The sequence below is a fragment of the Pseudomonas sp. BP6 genome, from assembly GCF_017875935.1.
GTDB classification, from domain to species: Bacteria; Pseudomonadota; Gammaproteobacteria; order Pseudomonadales; family Pseudomonadaceae; genus Aquipseudomonas; species Aquipseudomonas putida_Y.
This window is the reverse complement of sequence record NZ_JAGINI010000001.1, coordinates 2894634-2917710: the sequence shown is the minus strand read 5'-3', so window position 1 is coordinate 2917710 and position 23077 is coordinate 2894634. Positions and strand designations below refer to the sequence as shown.

Annotated in this window: 14 protein-coding genes; 13 read left to right on the top strand and 1 reads right to left on the bottom strand. The window is 63.5% G+C overall.

Features of this window, described 5'->3' with window-relative positions:
* The first annotated feature begins 134 nt into the window (after positions 1 to 134).
* From vasI to tssM, 3 genes are read left to right on the top strand one after another with little or no spacing between them, the layout of a single operon-like run.
* Positions 135 to 785 carry a type VI secretion system-associated protein VasI gene (gene vasI / locus J3A98_RS13370; protein WP_209966694.1) on the top strand — a complete coding sequence of 217 codons (651 nt, stop codon included), beginning with the start codon at positions 135 to 137 and terminating at the stop codon, positions 783 to 785.
* Positions 773 to 2236 (top strand): type VI secretion system protein TssA, encoded by a 1464-nt coding sequence (gene tssA, locus J3A98_RS13365; protein ID WP_209966692.1) that lies wholly within the window; start codon positions 773 to 775, stop codon positions 2234 to 2236. The genes vasI and tssA overlap by 13 nt, the downstream gene beginning before the upstream one ends.
* Complete coding sequence (gene tssM / locus J3A98_RS13360) at positions 2233 to 5853, top strand: type VI secretion system membrane subunit TssM (protein WP_209966689.1); 3621 nt, start codon at positions 2233 to 2235, stop codon at positions 5851 to 5853. Before tssA ends, tssM begins: the two co-directional genes overlap by 4 nt.
* A gap of 77 nt (positions 5854 to 5930) precedes the next feature.
* Here tssM and J3A98_RS13355 read toward each other — a convergent pair whose 3' ends face one another.
* A complete protein-coding gene (locus J3A98_RS13355; protein WP_209966686.1) occupies positions 5931 to 7784 on the bottom strand; it encodes an ABC transporter ATP-binding protein in 1854 nt (617 codons plus the stop codon).
* Between the two features lie 303 nt (positions 7785 to 8087).
* Here J3A98_RS13355 and J3A98_RS13350 point away from each other — a divergent pair, with 303 nt between their 5' ends.
* From J3A98_RS13350 to dapA, 10 genes are all read left to right on the top strand, one after another.
* Positions 8088 to 9578, top strand: coding sequence for a BcsE family c-di-GMP-binding protein (locus J3A98_RS13350; protein ID WP_209969854.1), 1491 nt, complete (start codon positions 8088 to 8090; stop codon positions 9576 to 9578).
* Positions 9575 to 9760 (top strand): cellulose biosynthesis protein BcsF, encoded by a 186-nt coding sequence (gene bcsF, locus J3A98_RS13345; RefSeq protein ID WP_176684142.1) that lies wholly within the window; start codon positions 9575 to 9577, stop codon positions 9758 to 9760. The genes J3A98_RS13350 and bcsF overlap by 4 nt, the downstream gene beginning before the upstream one ends.
* Positions 9753 to 11366 (top strand): cellulose biosynthesis protein BcsG, encoded by a 1614-nt coding sequence (gene bcsG, locus J3A98_RS13340; RefSeq protein WP_209966684.1) that lies wholly within the window; start codon positions 9753 to 9755, stop codon positions 11364 to 11366. The genes bcsF and bcsG overlap by 8 nt, the downstream gene beginning before the upstream one ends.
* On the top strand, positions 11363 to 11581 hold the full coding sequence (gene bcsR / locus J3A98_RS13335) for a cellulose biosynthesis protein BcsR (RefSeq protein ID WP_209966682.1): 219 nt from the start codon (positions 11363 to 11365) through the stop codon (positions 11579 to 11581). Before bcsG ends, bcsR begins: the two co-directional genes overlap by 4 nt.
* Positions 11578 to 12285, top strand: a complete 708-nt coding sequence (bcsQ, locus tag J3A98_RS13330) for a cellulose biosynthesis protein BcsQ (RefSeq protein WP_209966679.1) — start codon at positions 11578 to 11580, stop codon at positions 12283 to 12285. The genes bcsR and bcsQ overlap by 4 nt, the downstream gene beginning before the upstream one ends.
* The gene (bcsA, locus tag J3A98_RS13325) at positions 12282 to 14891 is read left to right on the top strand and encodes a UDP-forming cellulose synthase catalytic subunit (RefSeq protein WP_209966677.1); all 2610 of its coding nucleotides are present in this window, start codon (positions 12282 to 12284) and stop codon (positions 14889 to 14891) included. The genes bcsQ and bcsA overlap by 4 nt, the downstream gene beginning before the upstream one ends.
* Positions 14888 to 17176, top strand: coding sequence for a cellulose biosynthesis cyclic di-GMP-binding regulatory protein BcsB (gene bcsB, locus J3A98_RS13320; RefSeq protein ID WP_209966675.1), 2289 nt, complete (start codon positions 14888 to 14890; stop codon positions 17174 to 17176). Before bcsA ends, bcsB begins: the two co-directional genes overlap by 4 nt.
* The gene (bcsZ, locus tag J3A98_RS13315) at positions 17176 to 18291 is read left to right on the top strand and encodes a cellulose synthase complex periplasmic endoglucanase BcsZ (protein WP_209966674.1); all 1116 of its coding nucleotides are present in this window, start codon (positions 17176 to 17178) and stop codon (positions 18289 to 18291) included. The genes bcsB and bcsZ overlap by 1 nt, the downstream gene beginning before the upstream one ends.
* Positions 18279 to 21797, top strand: coding sequence for a cellulose synthase complex outer membrane protein BcsC (bcsC, locus tag J3A98_RS13310; RefSeq protein ID WP_209966671.1), 3519 nt, complete (start codon positions 18279 to 18281; stop codon positions 21795 to 21797). The genes bcsZ and bcsC overlap by 13 nt, the downstream gene beginning before the upstream one ends.
* A gap of 337 nt (positions 21798 to 22134) precedes the next feature.
* The gene (dapA, locus tag J3A98_RS13305; protein WP_209966669.1) at positions 22135 to 23001 is read left to right on the top strand and encodes a 4-hydroxy-tetrahydrodipicolinate synthase; all 867 of its coding nucleotides are present in this window, start codon (positions 22135 to 22137) and stop codon (positions 22999 to 23001) included.
* The last annotated feature ends 76 nt before the right edge of the window (positions 23002 to 23077 follow it).

Sequence of the window (23077 nt, the reverse complement as noted above, 5' to 3'; positions counted from 1 at the left end):
CGGTACTGTGTAATAGGCTTCTGCTGAATTTGTTTTGGTCGGTCGTGCGGGGGGGCGCGGGTACTGCTATTTAGTTGTAGGAAAGTTCTTTGCTTCATATAGGCCATTTGTACTATTCAGAGAGTAAATTCAGGATGATTAACCGCTGTGCATATGGCGCCGGTCTCTCGTTGCTGTTTTGTCTGCAGCCGGTGCTGGCAGGCTCCACGCGGGACTGTCCCCGGATTGTGTCCAACGTCGAGCGACTGGCCTGTTTCGATCAGGCTGCCGGCACCCCGGCGTACACGCCAGAACGGCAGTGGTCTGCACCGGAGCAGCAGGCCCCCACTGTGTTGCGCGTGATGGCAAATGAAGCTGAACGGGCACCGGATGACCTGACGTTTCGCATCGGGAGCCAGACCCGGGACGGAGCAGGCGCACCAGCGCTTGTGATTTCGGCGCCCGCGATCGCATCGGGTGATGAACGTGCCTACATGGCAATCAGTTGCATCCAGGCCATCTCCCGGCTACAGCTGATTGCCAGGCGTCCGATCGAAGCAAGCTGGGTCAAGGTACGCCTGAGCGGGGAGGGCTGGTCTACCCGTGAGACCCCCTGGCAGGTGATGGAAAACGGCCAAGTGCTCGATGCCGGGCGGGGCCTGCCCGCCATCGAGCAGATCAGGAAGCTGATCGGTGCCCAGCGTATCGAGGTTGTGAGTGATCACGGCGAGGTCGACGGGCTGACCTTCGATGCGCAAGGCCTGGACCCCTTGATCAGCCGGGCGCGAAGCACATGTCGGTGGTAGCGCAGATATCCGCGGAAGAGGTCACTCGGTTGCTCGCGCCGATTGATCCGGCAGTTCCGGCTGGCCTGTTCGATGTCGAGGACGAAACCTATCAGGCCATTGATCAGGAGATGGTCAAGCTGGGTGGGCTGCAGGAAGCCTCTATCGACTGGGTCTACATCGAAGACGCGTCCCGTCAGTACCTGAGCCGGCAATGCAAGCACTTGCGAATCGTTGCGCACCTGAGTGCCGCATGGTTGCGTAGCGGCTGCTGGGAGCAGTGGGGATGCACCTTGGCGTTGCTGGCCGGCATGCTCGAGTGCTATTGGGAGGCCGCTCATCCCAAGCCGGGACCGAAAGGCTTCCTGAGTAAGCGCAAGCTGGTTGCCCTGGTGATCGATCGCTTGGCCGAGGCGCTCCCTCGTCTTGATCGTTTTACCTACACCCCGACCCACGCAGCGGCAGCGCAGGCTGCCTTGAAACGCCTGCAACAACAGGAAACGGTGCAGCTGGACACGGCAGCACTCGGCGAACTTGAGCGCCTGCTAGGCAAATACTCGGAACTTGCCAACGGCGTCAGCGAGGCTGCTGTGCCCAAAGCAACGGCTGCAACCGAGAAGCCTGCACCGTTGGCCGATGTCATCGCCACACCCGTGTCACGCATGTCGATGGGCAATGAGCGTGAGACACGCCGGGCCGTCCTGTCCATGGCCGAGCTCATCAACCAGCAGGACCCTTACGACGCTACCGGCTACCAGTTACGGCGTTTCGGTTTGTGGGCGCACATTCAGGTTGCTCCGCAAGTCAGGCAGGGCAACCGTACGGAATTGATGGCGGTTCCGCTGGATATCACGCGGGTCTATGAAGAGGCCATAGCCAGTAAGGTGGTTGACCCCGCCTTGCTGCAGCGCATTGAAAAGAGCCTGACGGCTTGCCCCTTCTGGATTCGTGGCAGCTTTCTGGCTGCGACCGTCGCCACGCAGCTGGCGATGTGCGAGGTGGCCGAAGCCATCCGTTGTGCCACCGCCCGTTTTGTACAGCGTATGCCGTCGCTGCAGCAGCTGTGCTTCAGCGACGGCATGGTATTTGTCGACGACCAGTGCCTGGCCTGGCTCAAGGGCACGCAAGGGCCGTCTGGCCAAGGTGCAACCCCCCAGGAGTTCAGTGGCCTGCGCGAGGAGCTTGTCAGCCAGCTGGAAACCGGTGGCGTAGAACCGCTGCTCCTTCGGCTGCAAGGGCTGCAAGCCGGCTTTCGTGCTCCCCGTGAGCGCTGCCACACCACGGTGATCGCAGCCGATCTGCTGGCCGCCCGGGGTGTGTCCTGGTTGGCCCAAGACCTGTGCGCCAGCGTTGCCCGAACCATGCAGCAAACCACCGCAAGTGCGTGGGAGCCCGAGGTATTTCAGCGGCTTCAGCAGTACGCGGCATCCCCAGTGTTGGCAGTTCAAGACAAGGATCAGGAACCTCGATGAATCAAGTATGGACGCAACTCAAACGTTGGGGCTGGCCGTGGGTAACGCGCATTGGCCTGGCGCTGCCGCTGCTGCTCGGGCTTGGCGCGTTGCTGATGCTGGTTGCTATCTGGTGGCTAGGCCCGCAATGGACGTGGCGTGAGCAGCAGCCGCTGGCAAGTGTGGCTCATCGCAGCGTGGCCAGCCTGGTGCTCGTGCTGGTGCCGCTTCTGTGCTGGCTTGGGGTGCTGCGCACGCGCTTTCGCCGCCTGCAAGCGGAGCGCCGCCAGGCACTGGCCGCCGAACAGGATGTCGCGCTACCGTTCGTGCAGGCGCAAGAGCGGGCCTTGAGCCAGGGGCTTGCGCGGTACCTCGACAATGCCGGTGGGCGACGCGCGTTGTACCGGCTGCCCTGGTACCTGGTGTTGGGCGACGAACAGTCCGGTAAAAGCAGCTTCATCGACCGCACCGATCAGCGCTTTACCCTGACGCGTATCGACCAGGCCCAGGCACGGGGTCGACAGGCTGAAGCACTGTCCTACCCGGTAGGCTGGTGGGTCAGCGACGATGCGGTGATCATCGACCCGCCTGGTGTTTTCATCAGTCAAAAAACACCCGCGGGCTCGGCGGCCAACGCCCCCTCCGAAGCCTGCGCGCCGCCCGGCATCCAGGCCAGGTTGTGGGAGCACCTGTTGAGCTGGCTGCAGCGTAAGCGAAGCCAGCGGGCACTCAATGGTGTGTTGCTGGTGGTCGACCTGCCAGCGCTGCTGCATGGCAAGCCCGAGCAGCGCGTCGCGCTGGCCCATGGGTTGCGCACCCGCCTTTACGAAGTGAGCAGTCAGTTGGGGGCGCGCCTGCCGCTGTACGTGGTACTGACCAAGTTCGATCTGCTGGACGGCTTCGACCAGTTCTACAGCCAGCTTCCGGCCGCCAAGCGTGAAAGCCTGTTGGGGTTCACCTTCAAGCTGGATGCGGTTGACGCGTTCGACGCCTGGCTGGATGAGTATGACGAGCACTACGGGCGGCTTCTCACCCAATTGCAGGAGCAGGTCATCGACCGGTTGGATGTACTGGGCAAGACGGCACCGTGCGGGCGCCTGTTCTCACTGCATGCACAGCTGATCGGGTTGCGCCCCATACTGCAGGCATTCCTGCGCGAAACCTTGGCGAGTGACCGGTTCACCACGCCACCCTTGGTACGTGGTGTGTACTGGTCGTCAGTGGTACAGCAAGGCGACATGCGCAATGCCTTTGTCCGTGAAGCGGCACAGCCCTACACGACGAAGCTGCCCCTGCGTGAAGGTAAGGCACAAGGGAAGGCGTTGGTCTATTTCATCCAGCAAGCATTCAGGCGGGTTATTTATCAGGAAGCCGGGCTGGCGGGCGACAATGTTCGGGTTGCGCGCAGCAAGCGCCACTTGCTGTGGGTGGGCTCTGGTGTAGGCATCCTGGCGTTCAGTATCGCCATTGCCAGTTGGCAGCGTTACGCCGATATCAATGGCGCCAAGGCTGCCAGTGTGCTCGCCAAAAGCCAGGAGTACAGCGGTCACGAAGTCGATATGCGTCTTGATCCGACCGGGCGCAACCTGCTGGCGCCACTGGACCAGATTCGCGATGCGGTGGCGGTGTTTGGCGACTATCGTGCGGCCTGGCCGGTGGTTGCCGATTTTGGCTTGTATCAAGGGCGCAACATTGGTCCCTTGGTTGATGAGGCGTACCTCAGCTTGTTGTCTAAACGTTTCTTGCCGGCCTTGGCCAGTGGTGTGATCGATGCCATGAACGCAGCACCCCCTGGCAGCGAGCAACAAATGGCTGCGCTCAGGGTTTACCGGATGATCGAGGAGCGTAACAGCCGCCGGCCCGAATGGGTCGAGGACTGGATGGCCCGTCAGTGGCAACGGGCCTTTCCTGGCCAGGGGCAGTTGCAGCGTGACCTCATGCAGCACCTGAAATACGCCTTGGCCTATGCCGATACCGATTTGCCGCAGTACCGCCAGCGGGTCAGCGAAGTGCAGCAGGCGTTGCGCAAATTGCCGTTGCCACAGCGGGTCTATGCTGGGCTCAAACAACAATCGTACCAGCAGCTGCACGCCGGGCTGGACCTGCGCCACCAGGTAGGGCCTGCGTTCGATGTGGTGTACCAGCTGTCTTCCGGGGCCAGGCAAGGAAATGAGGATGTACGGCTGGCCGCCATGCTCACCGCCAAAGGCTTCAGGGAATACTTCGCGCCGCGCAGCCAGCGGTTCGCTGAAATGGCGATGGTTGATCAATGGGCATTGGGGGAGCGCAGTCAACTCGACTATTCGGACGTCGACCGCGATGCGCTGACCGAGCGGCTCTATAACCTCTACAGCGCCGATTACATTGACAGTTGGCGGCGCGCGCTGAACGCTTTTACGGTGGCTGATTTCCGTGATCTGGACCATGGTGTCGCGATCCTGGAACAGTTGACCGGCCCCGCAGCACCGTTGCAACGGCTGCTGGATACGGTCAGGGATAACACCTCGCTTGCGCCTCCAGCAGTTGTTGAATCACTGGGTGAGCTGAGTACGCTGCGGGTAGTAGCCGGAAAACCCGAGCAACAGCAAGCGTTGGCCATCCAGCGGGCGTTTGCAGGCTTGGGCGCCATGCTGCAGGCGACAGGAGAAAAGCCGAGCTACTACGATGAAACCCTTGGCGCTGTTGCGGCCGTGCTGGACTACGCCAAGGCCGTACAAGACAGCCCGGACCGCGGCAAGGCTGCGTTGCAAGCCGTGCATCAGCGCTTTGCGATGACAGGGCAGGACCCGATCGGCACCCTGCAACGTGTTGCCACAGGTTTACCGGAGCCCATCAGCCACCAGGTCAGAAAGCTCGCCGACCAGACTGCCCAGGTGCTGAACGTTGAAGCACTGCGCGAACTGGAGCGACGCTGGGATGCTGACGTGTACAGTTTTTTCCAGCAACGCCTGGCAGGCCGCTACCCCTTTGTGGTGAAGGCACCCGATGCTTCTTTGGATGACTTCGAGGCGTTCTTCGGGCCGAAAGGGCGCCTGCAGCAGTTCAATGATCGGTATCTCAAGGTTTTCCTGAAGGACAACCTTGAGGCCTTGCAGTCCGCTCAGCACGGGCAATCCCTGATTCGTGCCGACGTGATCGAGCAGCTCGAGCTGGCGGATCGCATCCGCGAAACATTCTTCGATCAGCGTGGCAAGCTAAGTGTGCAGTTCAGCATCGAGCCCTTGGGGCTCAGTGCGAACCAGCGTACCAGCCTGCTGGACCTGGATGGCCAGTTGATTGCCTACACTCATGGCCCAAGCCATATCACGGGCATTGTCTGGCCCAACACTCTGGGGCAGCAGGTCCGCAGCAATCTCACCTTGCTAAGGCAAAATGGCAACAGTAGCAGCCTGGAGTACCGTGGCCCGTGGTCGATGTTCCGCTTGTTCAGCCGCGGCGCGCTCAATGGCCGGACGGCGACCAGCGTGGACCTGAGCTTCAGGACCGGAGATGGCGTGATGCGCTATCGGCTTAACGCTGAAAAAGCCTTCAATCCCATTACCCAGCAACCGTTCAAAGGTTTCCGCTTGCCCCGAGGCTTGTTGCAACAGCCAACCAATGGGGTGCAGGCGATGCTGTCGGGTGAGCAGCGACCATGAACATCGCCAGGGGCGCAGTTCATTGACTGAGCAGGCTTTCGAAGGCTGGGTATGCGCTGGCTGACCTCGGTCACTGCTTACTCCACAGCCTCGGCCACGCCCTGATCCTCACCCAGGAACCCGCCACTCTGGTGCTGCCACAACCGTGCATAGGTACCCATTTTCGCCAACAGTTCGGCATGGGTGCCTTGCTCGATGATGCGCCCTTCATCCATCACGATCAGCCGGTCCATGGCGGCGATCGTCGACAACCGGTGGGCGATGGCAATAACGGTCTTGCCTTGCATCATTTCATCCAGGCTCTCCTGAATGGCCACTTCCACCTCCGAGTCCAGCGCGCTGGTGGCTTCGTCAAGCAGCAGGATCGGTGCGTTCTTCAGCATCACCCGGGCAATTGCAATGCGCTGGCGCTGGCCACCAGACAGCTTGATGCCGCGTTCACCCACCAGGGTGTCGTAACCGCTGTTGCCCTGGCGGTCGCTGAGCTGGCTGATGAAACCATCGGCCTGGGCACTGGCCGCAGCGGCGCGGATTTGTGCTTCGGTGGCATCGGGGCGGCCATAGGCAATGTTGTCGCGAATCGAACGGTGCAACAGCGAGGTGTCCTGCGTGACCATGCCGATGGCGCTGCGCAGGCTGTCTTGCGTGACCTTGGCGACGTTCTGCCCGTCGATGCGTATTTCCCCCTTGTCCACGTCGTAGAAGCGCAGCAGCAGGTTGATCAAGGTGGACTTGCCGGCGCCGGAGCGGCCGACCAGGCCGACTTTTTCGCCCGGACGAATGTGCAGCGTCAGCTCATTGAGCACCTGGCGCTCACCGTTGTAGTTGAAGCCGACCTTGTCGAAACTCACCGCGCCACCCGTGGTGACCAGCTCTGCGGCACCCGGCGCATCCTGCACCTTGGGGCCGCGGGTGAGGGTGGCCATACCGTCCTGCACGGTGCCGATATTTTCGAACAGCGAGGTAATTTCCCACATGATCCAGTGCGACATACCATTGACGCGCAAGGCCATGGCGGTAATCGCCGCCACGGCCCCGGTGCCGACCTGTCCCTGGTGCCATAGCCACAGTGCATAGCCACCGGCACCAAAGATCAAGCCCACCACCAGCGCCTGGTTGACGATTTCGAACTGGCTCACCAGGCGCATCTGGCGAAAACCGGTCTGCTTGAAGTCTTCCATGGCTGCGCGCGCAAAGTGCGCTTCGCGGTTGGAGTGCGAAAACAGTTTTACCGTGGTGATGTTGGTGTAAGCGTCAGAAACCCGCCCGGTCATCGACGACCGGGCATTGGCCTGCTCCTGCCCGACCTTGCCCAACCGGGGTACGAAATACAGCATGGCCAAACCGAACAGCACGACCCAGGCAATGAAGGGCAGCATCAGTTTCAGGGCAAAGCCGCCGGCCAGGGCAATGATCGCGATGAAATACACGCCAATCCCGGGCAGGATTTCGATGAGGGTAAACAGCACATCGCGTACTGCCAGCGCCGTCTGCATCACCTTGGTAGTGACCCGACCAGAAAACTCGTCAGAAAAGAACGACAAGCTCTGGCGCAACATCAGCCGGTGAAAATCCCAACGCAGCCGCAGCGGCAGGTTGATCGCCAGCACCTGGTGCTGAACCATGGTGCGCAGCGCCACCAGCCCGATGCTGACCAGCAGGACGATGCCAATACCCCACAGCACTCGGCTTTCCTCGGGGCCAACAGTACCGCCGGCCTGCCAGGACGCGAGCAGGTCGACCACCTGACCGAGGAACGCGAACAGCCAGGCTTCGTATATCGACACCCCGGCACTGAGCAGTGCCAGCGCCAGGATGTAGCCACGAGCGCCGCGGGTACAAGCCCACATGAAGCGCAACAGGCCAACCGGCGGCGGTGGTACCTCGTCGGGCGGGAAGGGGTCGAGCCGACGTTCAAAGATACGCAGCATGCTTGTCTCCGGAAAACGGTTTTTGCATTGGCCAATGCCCTGCCGGCTTGCCTTTGGCGACTTTTGTTTTTAACCCGGAACAGGTCGGCCTTGGGGTGTTTGTTAACAAACCTTTGCAACTCATTACATTTCAGATTGATTTCATTTTGCCTTGATGCTGTATAATTGACGAAACCTTGTGCCATTCATCATATTTGTCGTTTTTTTGACGTGAGTCATAAAGCGTCAGCAGAGGATGTGACACATTCCGCCTTCAAACCGTTTCAATTTACCTTTTGCAGAGCCAGTGTTTTGACTAATGGAATGCAGTTGTTGGCGATTTCCGGCCTGAGCGTCGAGAGCAGCCAGCTTCATCAACAAGGACTGTACTGGTTAGCCTGTGACGCCGCCGAAGACGCCTCCTTGCTATGCCGCCAGGTAGTCGAAGGCATGCCCGATAATACCAGGGCAGCCTTGATCGCCGATGCGCAAGCCATGGATGACGTGCTGGGTGCGCTCGACGCAACGCGCGGCCCGGCCGAGCTGGCACTGTATGAGGCCAACTCGCAAGCCACCCGTTATCTGGTTGAAGACCTGCCTCGTCTTGATGCCCATGGGCGTGTGCTGGTGCTGCTGGCACCGGCACACGCCTGGCTGGATAGCGAAGTCGAGCACTGGTGCAATGCGCTGCGCACGGCATTGTTGGCTGAAGCGGCGTTGCTGCTGGTCGTCAGTGGGGGGCAGAGCACTGCCTTGGTCGAGCGTCTGCGCGTTTTCAACCAGTGCCTCGACGGCCTGGGGCAGGTGTACCGCGGCAAAGGTGGGGTACGCTACCTGCAGCATTTCTGGAGCAGCCCGCTTGGCAAAGCCGCCACCCGGGACATGGAGCTGACTCGGCTGAGCGCGGGCTTTGCCGTTGCTGCCGCGCCTCAGGCACCCAGCGACACCGGTGGTGACGAGTTGCTGTGCCTGGCCCAGCGCCCGGTATTGGAAGGCGCGCCAGCCTTCTCCGAACACTGGCAGGTCTGCGAAAGTTTTGAGGAACTGGGGGGCAAAGCCAGCCGGGCGGTGTCTGCCACGGTGATCTTTGCCATGGACGGTGGGCAGCGTCTGGATAGCCTGGCGCGCCAACTGCACCACCTGCGGCAGTCGCGTGGCAACGCCTTGAAGCTGGTCGTGCGCGAAATGGCGCCGACCCTGCGTTATCAGGACGAACAGTTGCTGCTGGCTTGTGGTGCCAGCCAGATCGTGCCGTTCGGTGCCAGCTTGTCACGCTTCCTGACCATGGTGGAGAGCATCCAGGGTTACGTCTGGCGTCGACACCTGCCAACCGACTTCGATGCCTTGCTGGCACGTCTGCGGCCGCTGGCCATCTGCGGATTGGTAGCGCCACGGGCGTTCGCCGATGCAGTGCAAAGCATGTGGCACGGGGTGCGCAACGGCGAAATCGTCCACCAGTTGCTGGTGTTGCGTCCGGCGCCTGGCCTGACCCCGCTGCAGGCTTGCTCGCGTACGGTATTCCGCCGTGATGGCGACATTGCCTGCGTGGTTGGCGAGGTGCTGTTCCTGTTCCTGTTCGCCTGCCGCTCCGAAGGGGTCGAGCAAGCGCTTGACCACATCTTCCAGCTGTCATGGAAAGAGCTGTTCATCAGCCAGGAGGTACTTGCCGGCGTCGACAGCCTGGCCACTCCGGCCTTCCTCGACAGCAACCTACCGCAGCCACCCCGGAGCGACACGGCGGCGCAACTGCCTGCACAGGCATGGTCGGCGCTGGCACCGCGCAAGGTCGGCCTGGCCAAGCGGGGTAGCGCATGAACTTCGTGCAACTGCTGCAGGTGGTCGGCATTACTGCTCTCGTCACGCTGGGCCTGGCCTTGTTGCTAGTGCGCCTGAGTTCGGCATTACGTGGCGGGTTGCGCCGTCGCCTTCCCCCCCGCTACCTGAAACCGCTGGGCGTACGCCGCCGCGCTGCACGCCAGGAACCCCAGAATGACTAATACCACCATCACCCTCCCGGTACTGGCCCGCTGGCCTGGACTGGGAGGGTGGAACCTCTATTTTTTTGCAAAGTTTCTGCTGGTCGCACTTGGCATGCTCGACTTCCAGGCGCTGCCGAACCTGTTGTTCGCTGCGTTTCTGCTTGTCCCTTTGCCGGGCAAGTGGCTGCGTATTGCCCGGCAACTGCTGGCGGTGCCAATCGGCATCGCGCTGTTCTACCAGGACACCTGGCTGCCACCCTTCAGCCGCCTGCTGGCGCAGCCGGGGGTGCTGGACTTCTCGTGGGACTATCTACTCGAACTGCTGGGCCGCTTCATCAACTGGAACCTGCTGGGGGCGCTGGCAATGTTGCTGGTGGGTTACCTGTACCTACGCCATTGGCTGCGCCTGAGCACCCTGAGCCTGCTGGGGTTGGCATGGCTGTCGGTCGGCGGCTTGCCGTCGCTGGGTGCAGGCCAGGCGCCCGGCGTGGCAGCAAGCACCGCTGCCGAACCCGCGCCTGCCACTGCAGCAGCCGACAATGCCACGCTCGACAGCTGGCTTGAGCGCTTCTTCGCCAGTGAGCGCGAGCGGGTGACGGCGTTCCCGGTCGCGAATGCCAATGAGCAACCGTTCGACCTGCTGGTGATCAACATCTGCTCGCTGGCCTGGGATGACCTGTCTGCCGTGGGGCTACGGGACAATCCGCTGTTGTCGCGCATGGACGTGATCTTCGACCAGTTCAACTCGGCGACCTCCTACAGCGGCCCGGCCGCCATCCGTGTGCTGCGAGCCAGCTGCGGGCAGTCGTCGCACGCAGGCCTGTACCAACCGGCCCCGGAGCAGTGCCTGTTGTTCCAGAACCTGGCCCGGCTGGGTTTCCAGAGCAATACCTTGCTCAACCACAGCGGCCGGTTCGACAACTTCATCGGCGACATTACCCAGCAGCACATGCCGCAACCGGGCATGCGAAATACCGACTTCCCACGGGCACTGGTGGGCTTCGACGGCTCGCCGATTGCCAGTGACCTGGATGTATTGCGCCGTTGGTGGGGGCAACGCAAAGGTACCCCGGACGAGCATGTGTCACTGTTCTACAACAGCATCAGCCTGCATGACGGCAACCGTATCGTCACTGCCGACGGCGGTACCCGCGTGGCCGACTATGCCACCCGCGCCAATCGCCTGTTTGGCGAGCTTGGCACCTTCCTTGACGAACTGGAGCGCAGTGGCCGCCGGGTAGTGGTGGCCATTGTCCCTGAGCATGGGGCCGCGTTGCATGGTGACCGCATGCAGTTGTCTGGCATGCGCGAAATTCCCACGCCGTCGATTACCCATGTACCGGTCGGCCTTAAGTTCATCGGCATGGGCCAGCCTGCCCGCAACGAGCCGCTGCGGGTCACGGCTGCAACCAGCTACCTGGCGTTGTCCGAGCTGATCTCGCGTGTGTATGCGGGCCTCGGCCAGCAGCAGGTGCTGGATGTGCCCGGCCTGCTGACCGACCTGCCAACCACCGAGCAGGTTGCCGAAACCTCTGGCGCACAGGTGCTGAATTACCAGGGGCGTGCCTACATGCGCCTGCAAGGCCAGCCTGACTGGCAGCCGATCCCCAAGGAGCGCCCATGATTACTGGCAAGGCAGACCCGTCCGACCGTAGCGACGATATTGCCCAGTTGCGCCAGCACCTGGACATGCCAGAGCTGAACTATCAGGACATCTCGATGCTGGTGGGCGTTCAGCAGGCCCTGCAGCGCTGGCCATTGCTGGGTGAAAGCTGCAGGGCCAGCAGCGACGATGCGCTGTACGCGGCTGTCACCCAGCGCGAGAGGATCGTGCCATGACCAGCCTGGCATTGCATGGGGTGCGCGGAGGACTGGGGCGCAGCGCCTTGCTGGCTGCATTGGGCTACGCGCTGCAGGGCGTGGGCGAACGGGTGCTGTTGATTGACCTGTGCCCCAGCAACTTGCTCGGGCTGCACTTCAACCTGCCGCTGAATACATCCGAGGGCTGGGCGCTGGCCGAGCGGGAAGGGCGGCCGTTCAGTGATGCCGTGTACGAGGTGCTCGATGGCCTGTGCCTGCTGCCGTACGGCAACCTGGCCGACGGTGCGCAGCACCGTGTGCCCGATGCGCAGTCATGGCGCGCCCGCCAGGTCGAGCTGGCCGAGCATTTCGACTGGCTGTTGTACGACCTGCCGCAATTGCCGGGCGATACCGCCGGCAACGGCATCGAGACTGATGTACGGGTACTGGTGGCGGAAGCCGAAATGGCCAGCCACCTGCTGCTCGGGCGCCGCCCGGTCGAGCACTTCGACATGCTGCTGGTCAACCGCTACGACCCGGCTAGCCGCTTGCAGAGCGACCTGTTGATGGTGTGGCGTGATCTGTTCCGTGATCGCTTGCCGATCCAGGTGGTCCATCGCGACGAAGCCTTCCTCGAAGCGCTGGCGTACAAGGCACCTCTTGGCCTTTACGCACCGCAGAGCCTGGCCTGCCGTGATGTGCAGAGCCTGGCGGTGCGCTGTCTGACGAGGCGCCAGCCGTGACCCTGACCCCTCTGTCGGCCTATACCTGGTTCAAAGTCCGTGGCACGCGCCTGCCGGTTGCATGGCTGTTCACCCTCGGCGTGTGGCTGGCCTTCCTGTTCCTGCGCCTGGAGTCTCCTGCCTGGCAGGCGCTGCTGGCCGAGCGCCAACGCCTGTACCCGCAGCTGGCGGGCAAGCGCCCCACGCTGGGTGACCCGCTACGCCTGTTGATCCAGAGCCTGTGGTTGTTGCTGCGGCGCCAACCGCAGGCACGTACTGCAGGGCCTGGCCGCCGCGCATTGGGCGCAGTGCGCATGCACCTGCGGGGGGCAGGCGGGGTGGCGCGCCACTACCGCGGCCTGCTGATCGATGCACTGCAACAGGTGCCTGCGCGCTACCGCGCCAGTGCTTTCAGGCACGAAGCCTCGGCACGCCTGCGAGGCCTGAACGCGGTTGCCCGGCGGACGTTCTACAGCGTGCTGACGGTGTTCGCCCTCAGCCTCGCCCTGCTGTGCGTGACCGAACCGTTCGGCTACCTGGCGCAGCTGATGTTCATCTGCCTGCTGCTGGTCATCGCCATGCTGGTGCGACACATGCCGGGGCGTTTCCCGACTTTGATGCTGATCGTGCTGTCGACCATCATCTCCTGCCGCTATCTGTGGTGGCGCTACACCTCGACCCTGAACTGGAACGACAACACCGACTTGGCATTCGGGGTGATCCTGCTGGCGGCAGAAACCTATTCGTGGTTCGTGCTGATCCTGGGTTACATCCAGACCAGCTGGCCATTGCAGCGCAAGCCGGCGAACCTCCCGGCCAACACCCGGCACTGGCCAACCGTCGATTTGCTGATCCCCACCTACAACGAAGACCTGTCAGTGGTGCGCACCACGGTAATGGCCGCGCTGGGCCTGGACTGGCCACGCGAGTGCCTGCGCATCTACATCCTCGATGATGGCCGCCGCGACACGTTTCGTGCCTTTGCCGACGAAGTCGGGGTGGGCTATATCGTGCGGCCCGACAGCAAGCATGCCAAGGCCGGCAACCTCAACCATGCGCTGGGCGTCACCGACAGCGAGTTGATCGCCATCTTCGACTGCGACCATGTACCGGTGCGCTCCTTCCTGCAACTGACCGTGGGCTGGTTTCTCAAGGACTCGAAACTGGCGCTGGTGCAGACACCGCACCATTTCTTCTCTCCTGACCCGTTCGAGCGCAACCTCGGCTCGTTCCGCCGCCGTCCCAACGAAGGGGAGCTGTTCTACGGCCTGATCCAGGACGGCAACGATATGTGGAACGCGGCGTTTTTCTGCGGCTCTTGTGCCGTGCTGCGCCGCACCGCGCTGGAAAGCATCGGTGGTTTTGCCGTCGAGACTGTGACCGAAGATGCCCACACCGCCCTGCGCCTGCATCGCCAAGGGTGGACGTCGGCCTACCTGAGCATTCCGCAGGCCGCGGGTCTGGCCACCGAAAGCCTGTCGGCGCACATCGGCCAGCGCATTCGCTGGGCCCGTGGCATGGTGCAGATCTTCCGCACCGACAACCCGCTGTTCGGGCGTGGCCTTAGCCTGTTCCAGCGGGTGTGCTACGCCAACGCGATGCTGCACTTCCTGGCCGGCCTGCCGCGGCTGGTGTTCCTGACGGCGCCTCTGGCGTTCCTGTTGCTGCATGCCTACATCATCTACGCACCGGCATTGATGATTCTGCTGTACGTGCTGCCGCACATGATCCACGCCAGCCTGACCAACTCGCGGATGCAGGGCAAGTACCGACAAACCTTCTGGGGCGAGGTCTACGAGACCGTACTGGCCTGGTACATCGCCCGCCCGACCACGGTGGCGCTGTTCGCGCCGAAAAAAGGCACGTTTAACGTCACCGCCAAGGGCGGCCTGATGGAGCAGGAACAGTTCGACTGGCGCATCGCCCAACCTTACCTGTGGCTGGCAGCGCTCAACGTGGTGGGTCTGGGCTTTGCGGTGTGGCGCCTGGTCACCGGCCCGGCGGCAGAAATCGGCACGGTGATCGTCAGCTCGCTGTGGGTGATCTACAACCTGCTGATCATCGGTGCCGCAGTTGCGGTGGCCGCCGAAGTGCGCCAGGTACGCCGCGCCCATCGGGTGCAGATGCGCTTGCCGGCGGGGTTGATGCTGGCCAGCGGTCATGCCTACCCCTGCACCCTGGTCGACTACTCCGACGGTGGTGTCGGCCTGCAGGTACAGCCAGGTCTGGAGCTGAACCCGGGGGAGCAGGTACGCCTGCTGCTCAACCGCGGCCAGCGCGAGTTCGCCTTCCAGGCGAGTGTCACCCGTACTGTCGGGCAACACGTGGGCCTGGTGTTCCACGACCTCGCCCTGCAGCAGCGCATCGACCTGGTCCACTGCACCTTTGCCCGCGCCGATGCCTGGCTTGGCTGGAACGAGCAGCACGAGGTCGAGCGCCCACTGCGCAGCCTGATCGATGTGTTGAAGCTGGGCGGCGTCGGTTACGTGCGCCTGGTCGAGCACATGCCGCCATGGCTGCGGGCGTGGTTGCGCCCACTGCGTTCGCTGGCGCTGTGGCTGGCCAGCTACTGGCCCCGCACACCGCGGGCCATCCCTTCCATGAACCCTGTTGATCGAGACGCATGATGACTGGTTATCCCGCGCGTACCTGGGGCCTGGCGATGGCGCTGTTTACCGCCTTGTCGCAGAGCGCCGCTGCTGCTCCTGTAGCCCCGCTTGCCGAGCCTGCGGTACCCACATCCACGGTACCAAACTGGCAGGTTGCGAAAACCTTCGAGCAGCTTGGGCATGCTTCCGACAGCCTGCTGCTAGGTGTACGCAACAGCGAGCATATCGAGTTCGGCCTGCGTCGCGATCGCCTGGCCACCGATGCAAGTTTGCAACTGGACTACACGCCTTCGCCAGCCTTGCTGCCGAACCTGTCGCACTTGCGCGTCTACCTCAACGACGAGCTGATGGGCGTAGTTCCGGTGGAAAAGGAGCAGTTGGGCCAGCGTGTGCGTCGCCAGCTGCCGTTGGACCCGAAACTGCTCGGCGACTTCAACCGGGTACGTCTGGAGTTTGTCGGACACTATACCGATGTCTGCGAAGACCCGGCGCACAGCGGCCTGTGGCTTAACCTTAACCGCAAGAGCCAGGTACAGTTGCACGAGCAGGCGCTGGTGCTGGAAAACGACCTGGCGTATTTCCCGTTGCCGTTCTTCGATACTCGCGACACCGGCAAGGTAGTACTGCCGGTGGTGTTCAGCGGCGTGCCGAGCCTGGGCGAGCAGCGTGCGGCGGCAATCCTGGCATCCTACTTCGGCAGCCAGGCCGGTTGGCGCAAGGCCAGCTTCCCTGTGCTGTACAACCACCTGCCGGCCCGTGGCGAAAAACCTGCACCGAGCATCGTGTTTGCCAGCAACGACCGTCGCCCTGCGTTCCTCGCCGATCTGCAGCAGTTCCCGCCAGTCGACGGCCCCGTGCTGCAGGTGATCGATCATCCGGACGACCGCTTCAGCAAAGTGCTGCTGGTGCTGGGCCGTAACGACGACGACCTGATCAAGGCCGCCTCGGCGCTGGCGGTCGGCAACAATCTGTTCCGTGGCGCGCGCGTCAAAGTGGAGCAGATGACCGCGCTGCAACCGCGTCAGCCCTACGATGCGCCGAACTGGACGCGCACCGACCGGCCGGTACGGTTTGCCGAGCTGCTGGATTACCCCGAGCAACTGCAAGTCAGCGGCCTGCAACCGCGGCCGGTGACACTGGAACTGAACCTGCCGCCCGACTTGTTCGTCTGGCGCAACCAGGGTATTCCGCTGCGCACCCTGTACCGCTATACGGCGCCAGCGGTGACCGACGAATCGCGCCTGAGCATCAGCGTCAACGATCAGTACATCACAAGCATGCCGCTGGTGGGCAATGACCGGCGCGGCGGTACCCTTGAGGAAATGCGCCTGGCAGTGCTGTCCGGTGACAACACTGCATTGACCGAGAACTCGCTGGTGCCGGCGCTGAAGATTGGCGACCGCAACCGCCTGCGCTTCGACTTCAGCTTTGCCAGCACCCTGGGCAGCGCCCAGCGCGATCGCTGCCAGACCTCGCTGCCGGTGGACGTGCGTGCAGCGATCGACGACAGCTCCACCATCGACCTTTCCGGTTACCACCATTACATCGCCATGCCCGACCTGCGTGCATTCGCCCGCAGTGGCTTCCCGTTCAGCCGCATGGCCGACCTGTCCGAGACGCTGGTCATCATGCCGGCCAAACCTACGGCGATGCAGGTCGGCACTTTGCTCGACACGGTTGGCGGGTTGGCCGGACAGATCGGTTACCCGGCGCTTGGCCTGCAATTGATCGACGACTGGCAACAGGCCGCAGCGGCAGATGCCGACTTGCTGCTGATCGGCAGCCTGCCCGAGGCCCTGCGCGATGCGCCCAACCTTGGCCTGTTGCTCAGCGCCCAGCGTGACTGGTTACTGCAGGGCCGCAGCGCATCGTTGCCCGGCGGCCAGCGTTTCGATACTGAGCCGGTGGCTGCAAGCAGCCGCGTGGCGGTCAGCGCCCAGGCGCCGATTGCGGCCATCACCGGGCTGAAGTCGCCGTTCCATGAGCAGCGCAGTGTTGTGGCCTTGCTGGCCAACAGCGACAGCGATTATGCATTGCTGCGCGACGTGCTTGGCGATGTGGGCAAGCTTGATGCGGTGGCGGGTTCGGTAACGCTGGTACGCAGCAGTGGCGTGAGCAGCCAGTTCGTCGGCGAGCACTACTTCGTGGGCGCGCTGCCGTGGTGGCTGCTGCTGTGGTTCCACTTGTCCGAGCACCCTGTGTTGCTGGCGGTGATCGCGGCTGTTTGTGTGGTGCTGTTCGCCTTCTTGTTGTGGCGGGCACTGCGCTGGGCTGGCAAGCGCCGCTTGGGTGAGGCGGGGTGATGATGCGCCAGATGCTGGTAGGGCTGGTCGCCTTGGGCCTGCCCGTTTTCGCCACTGCCGGGTCGGTTTGCCCATGGCCTGCCTGGGAGCGGTTCAAGGCCGAGCTGGTGAGTGTGGATGGCCGGGTCATCGACCCGAGTGACGAGCGCCTGATCACCACCTCGGAAGGGCAGAGTTACGCGCTGTTCTTCGCCCTGGTAGGCAACGACCGGCAAACCTTCGCGCAGTTGCTGCGTTGGACCAGCAACAACCTCGCCGAGGGTGACCTGGCCCGGCATCTGCCTGCCTGGCTGTGGGGCCGTGACGGGCAGCAGCAGTGGCAGGTGCTGGACGCCAACAACGCCAGTGATGCCGACCTGTGGATCGCCTACAGCCTGCTGGAAGCAGGGCGGTTGTGGGACCAGCCGGCCTACACGCAGCTGGGCCAGCACCTGCTGTGGCGTATCGCCGCGCAGACCGTGCGCAAGCTTCCAGGCCTCGGCGTGATGTTGCTGCCAGGTGACTACGGCTTCGAAGACGCCCAGGGTACCCGCCTGAACCCCAGCTACCTGCCGCTGCAGCTGCTCGAACGTTTCAGCGAGGTGGACCCATTGTGGGGTGAGCTGGCGGCCAACACGCGGCGTTTGTGGTTGGCATCGTCGCCAAAGGGCTTTGCCCCGGACTGGTTGCTGTGGACGCCGGCCGGAAAGCCAGCGGCAGACACGAAACATGGCAGTGCCGGTGATTATGACGCCATTCGCGTGTACCTGTGGGTCGGCATGTTGGCCGAGGGGGCGGCGCAACGCCGCGAACTGGTGGCCCATTATGCGCCGATGGCGGCATTGACCCAGCGCCAGGGGCTACCTCCTGAGCACCTGGATACACGCAGCGGTGAAGCCCGCGGCCATGGCCCGGCGGGTTTCTCTGCGGCCTTGCTGCCATTGCTTGCTGCCTCGCCTGAGCACGTGGCCGGCTTGGCGGCCCAGCGCCAGCGCTTGCGCGAACAGCCGATCGAGGCCAAGGCGTATTACAGCCAGGTGCTGGCGCTGTTCGGCCAGGGCTTCGACGAGGCCCGTTACCGTTTTGACCCGCACGGCCACCTGTTGCCGGTCTGGAGCGCGCCATGCAGCGAATGATCGGCGTGTTGATGCTGGCGGCAATAACCTGCCAGGCAGATGCGCAACCCAAGGATATCGATGAACAGCGCCAATGGCTGCTGGACCAGGTACGCCGCGGCGAAGCGCTGCACCGTGACGACCTGGTGCGCGATGCGCTGGGCCGTTTGCAGTTGCTTGAACCGCGCAACCCGGACGTGTTGCTGGCGGCCTTGAGCCTGGCATTGCGCGAGAAGAACAGCAGTGAAGCCGAGCAGTTGAGTGCGCGGATCAGTGCCGTTGCGCCTGGCAGCCTGCAAGCACGTCAGGCCAGGCGCCTGCTTGAACTTCAACAACCGGCGCCTGCGCGGCGCTTGCAGCAGGCGCGTCTGCTGGCGGTTACCGGCCGTAACGAAGAGGCGCTGGCGGTGTACGAACAGTTGTTTGCCGGCGAACCACCCAGCCTTGAATTAGCCCTGGACTACTGGCGCGTGCGCGGCAATCTGCCAGGCCAACGCCCAGAGGCGATCCGCCAGTTGCAGCGGTTGGATCAGCAGTATCCAGGCAGTGCCGGGCTGCGCCAGACCTTGGCTGGCTGGTTGTTCGCCGAAAAGCGTGACCGCGAGGCCTTGGCCCTGCTCGATCAGCTGGCGCGAGACCCCGGTGCACGGGATGCCGCTGCCCAGCGCGAGTTCGACTACCTGTCCGGGCAAGCCGTGAGTGCCACCAGCGCGGCAGCCTGGCAAGCCTTTCTTCAGCGTTACCCGGCTTCACCGTTGTTGGCACAGGCCAGCGAGACCTTGCAACAGCAGCGCAAGCTGCTGGCCGACCCGGCATGGCAGGCCGGTCAACGGGGTAAGGCGTTGCTCGACAAGGGCCGTAATGTCGAAGCCGAAACGCAGCTGCGCCGCGCCCTGCGCCAGTACCCGGGCGATGCCAGCCTGCAGGGGGCCCTGGGTTATGCGTTGATGCGCCAGGGCCGCCATGAAGACGCCCATGCTGCGTTCCGCGCGGCGAGCGCCAAGGAGCAGGACACCTACCGGATCAGCCAATGGAAGGACCTGGAGTCGTCCAGCCAGTATTGGGCCCTGCTGAAAAAAGCCGAGCGGGCCTTGGCGGCGAAAGACGTGCGCGGTGCGCGCACACTTTACCGGCAGGCTCGCCAGCAACGGCCAAAGGATGAATACGCGTTGTTGGGCCTGGCAGATGTCTCGCTGGCCGAGGGCGATGTGGCGGCTGCCGAGCGGCAGTACCTGCAGGTACGGCGTATGGCGCCGGATAACGAAAGTGCCGTGCGTGGCTTGATGCGCGTTTACCAGGCGCAATCGCCAGGCAAGGCGCAGGCATACCTGGACAGCCTGCCCCCACGGCAGCAGGCGCAGTTCGCCAGCCTGCGACGCAGCCTGGAACTTGCGCGGTTACGCCAGCAAGGGGACGAAGCCCTGCAGCGCGAGGACTGGTCGACGGCCAGCCACGTGCTGGGCCAGGCCGCGGCTCTGGCCCCCGATGAGCCTTGGCTGGTGTATCAGCTGGCCAACAGTCTGCGTCACCAAGGGCGCAATGGCGAGGCCGACGGGGCATTTGCCAGGCTGGTGCAGCACCAGCCACGTGATCCGGCAACGCGCTATGCCCACGGCCTGTTCCTGGCGTCCAGCGACCGTGATGCCTTGGCTCTGGACAGTCTGAGGGCGGTACCTCAGGCGACCTGGAACGCGGACATGCACGCGTTGGAGCAGCGTGTTCAACGGCGTATGACCCTGGCCTCTGCGCAGCAGTTGCAGGCACAAGGCCGCAGTGCCGAGGCGACAGCCTTGCTTGAAGCCGGCCTGGCGCGTGGTGAAGGTAGCCCGGACGACTTGATGCTGTTGGCTGACTGGGCAGCAGCGCGTGGTGAACATGGCAAGGCGCGCAGCTATTACCAGCGTGTACTGGTCGTGCAGCCTGGGCGTCCTGATGCACGCCTTGGGGTGATGGAAAGCGCCTTGGCCGAAGGCAACCTGCAGCAGGCCCGGCACATGCTGGGCGTGAAGGTGCCACAATTTGCCGCTGATGACGGCAACGCCCAGCGGCGCCTGGCGGCGGTGTGGACCGCGTTGGGCGAACACGATCAGGCGGCCAGGCTGCTTGACCGTGTTGCAGCGCAGCAGACGCGCCCCGATCCGTTGTTACGGCGCGACGCCGCCCGCCTGGTAGCGCAGGATGATCCTCAACGAGCACTGGACCTTTATGCGGCGGCGATGGCCGATGCACAGTTGCTGGACCGTGCTGCCGTAGCGCCACGGGATGACCGTGCATTGACCCTGGCCAGCCGCGAGCAGGATGGCGACGACTGGCTGGCCCGCAGCCTGCGCAGTGATGTGGATGCCCTGTATCGCCAGCGCAATAGCCATGTGACGCTGATGCATGACTACGGCTGGCGCGAGGATGACGGTACGCCCGGCACGTCGGAACTGAGTACCCAGTCGACCTTGTTGCATGTCGACACTCCTTGGCAGGAGGGCACCGCGTTTGCGCGGGTAGAGCGCATTGGCATGGATGCGGGGTCGTTCGAGCCGAACGATCAGGGGCGCTACACCCCCGACTTCGGCAGTTGCCAGTTTGTTGGCCAGACCGCTGACGGCAAAACACTGCCCGCGTGCACGGGGGGATCGCAGACTGCAAGCGGCAGTCTGTTGGCGTTGGGTTGGCAGGGCAGCCGCTGGGCGTTCGACCTGGGCACCACCCAGGGCTATGCAATCAACAACTGGCTGGGCGGCGCAACGGTCAACGGTGACCTCGGGCAGGTTGGCTGGTCGCTGACCGCCTCGCGCCGGCCGATGAGCAATTCATTGCTGTCGTTCGCCGGCGCACGCGACCGCCCGACGGGCGTGCGCTGGGGCGGGGTCACTGCCAATGGCGCCACGCTCGGCCTGAGCTGGGACCAAGGTGGCGACAACGGGGTGTGGGCCAGCCTGGGGTACCATTGGCTGTACGGCGAAAACGTGGCCGACAACCAGCGGACCCGGGCCATGGCCGGCTTTTACCACCGCGTGGTGGAAAAGGCCGACGAGCGTGTGCGTGTAGGCGTGACGCTGATGCACTGGCGCCACGACAAGGACCTGGGCGGCTACAGCCTGGGGCAGGGCGGTTATTACAGCCCGCAGCGTTACAGTTCGGTGGGCGTGCCGGTCAGTTATGCCTGGCGCAACTACGACTGGTCGCTGCTGCTGGAAGGTTCCGTCAGCTGGTCTCAGGCCCATAGTGGCAGTAGCCGCTTGTACCCGGACGCACACATCAACCGCAAGGTACTGGCGCAATATAGCGTCGATTCCAACCTCGATGCGATGACTGAAGCCAGCGACAGCAGTGGGTTGGGCTACCGCCTGCGCGGGCTGTTCGAACGGCGCCTGAGTGACCAGTGGGTACTGGGCGGCGGCTTCGACTGGCAGCACAGCGATGACTATGCGCCTAGCCATGGCATGCTCTACCTGCGCTACCTGTTCGAACCGTGGCGAGGCAACCTGGCCCTGCCGGTGACACCACTGGAGCCTTACAGCGAGTGGCGGTGACGGCAATCGCGGCGTTGCAAGGGGCGCGCCTGCACGGGGCGATGCGGGCCAAGGGTTGACACCAGGCACGCCGCCCCACCATTATCCAGCCATACCTACGCAACGGGCTTGCCAGCATGTCCCCATCCAACCACGCCATTTCCGCTTCGGGCTTCATCGCCCAGGCAGGCGCGTGCGTTGCCGTTGCCAAGAAATCCAAGAAACAGCCGCTCATCTGACCGAGGCGCGCTGTCTCGTCAGGTGGGCTGACGAGACAGAAGGCGCCAGGTATCCCTGCCACCACCTCCACTCTTCGCCCTGCTGACGCTGACTTTCGGTCAACATCAGGAGTTTTTGCATGTCGAATTTCCGTGGTATCTGGATCGCCCTCGTCACGCCAATGCGCGCCAATGAAATCGACTTCCCAGGCCTGGAAAGGCTGGTGAAGAAGCTGCTCGAAGACGGTGTGGCCGGTTTTGTGGTGTGCGGTACCACGGGGGAGGCGGCGGCATTGTCCAAGGTCGAGCAACTGGCGGTGCTGGATGCCGTGCTGGCCTGGGTGGAGCCGGGCAGGGTGGTGATGGGCCTGTCAGGTTACAACCTGCGTGAGTTGCTGGCCTTCCAGGCTGAAATCCAGCAGCGTGACATTGGCGGGCTGCTGGTGCCCGCACCTTGCTATATCCGCCCTTCGCAGGCTGGCATCGAAGCTTTCTTCGCCACCGTGGCCGATGCCGCCAGCGTGCCAGTGATCGTCTACGACATTCCCTACCGCACCGGCGTGCGCATCGAACGCGAAACCCTGCGCCGTATCGTGCGCCATCCACGCATTGCGGCAGTGAAAGACTGTGGCGGTGACAGCGAGACGACCATGGCCCTGATCGAGGACGGCCACGCCCAGGTGCTGGCCGGTGAAGACCTGCAGATCTTCAATAACCTCTGCCTGGGTGGGGCTGGGGCCATTTCAGCCTCCGCGCATGTGCGCGCCGACCTGTACGTACGCATGGTGCAGCAGGTCGACAGCGGCGATTGGGCCGCCGCGCGTGGTACGTTCTACCAGTTGCTGCCCTGGATCAAGGTGGCTTTTACCGAGCCCAACCCGGCTGTGGTCAAGGCGGCGTTGCAGCTGCAAAGCCTGATTGCAGACGAGCTGCGCGAGCCCATGCAGGCGTGCACGAATACCACCCGAGACAAGCTGCAAAGCGTGCTGTGCTCACTCGGCGCCTGAAGCGGCAACGGTTGATGGCGGGTTGACAAGCCGCCACACCCGGCATATACCGTTGGTTGTCAGGAGCCGCGCATCA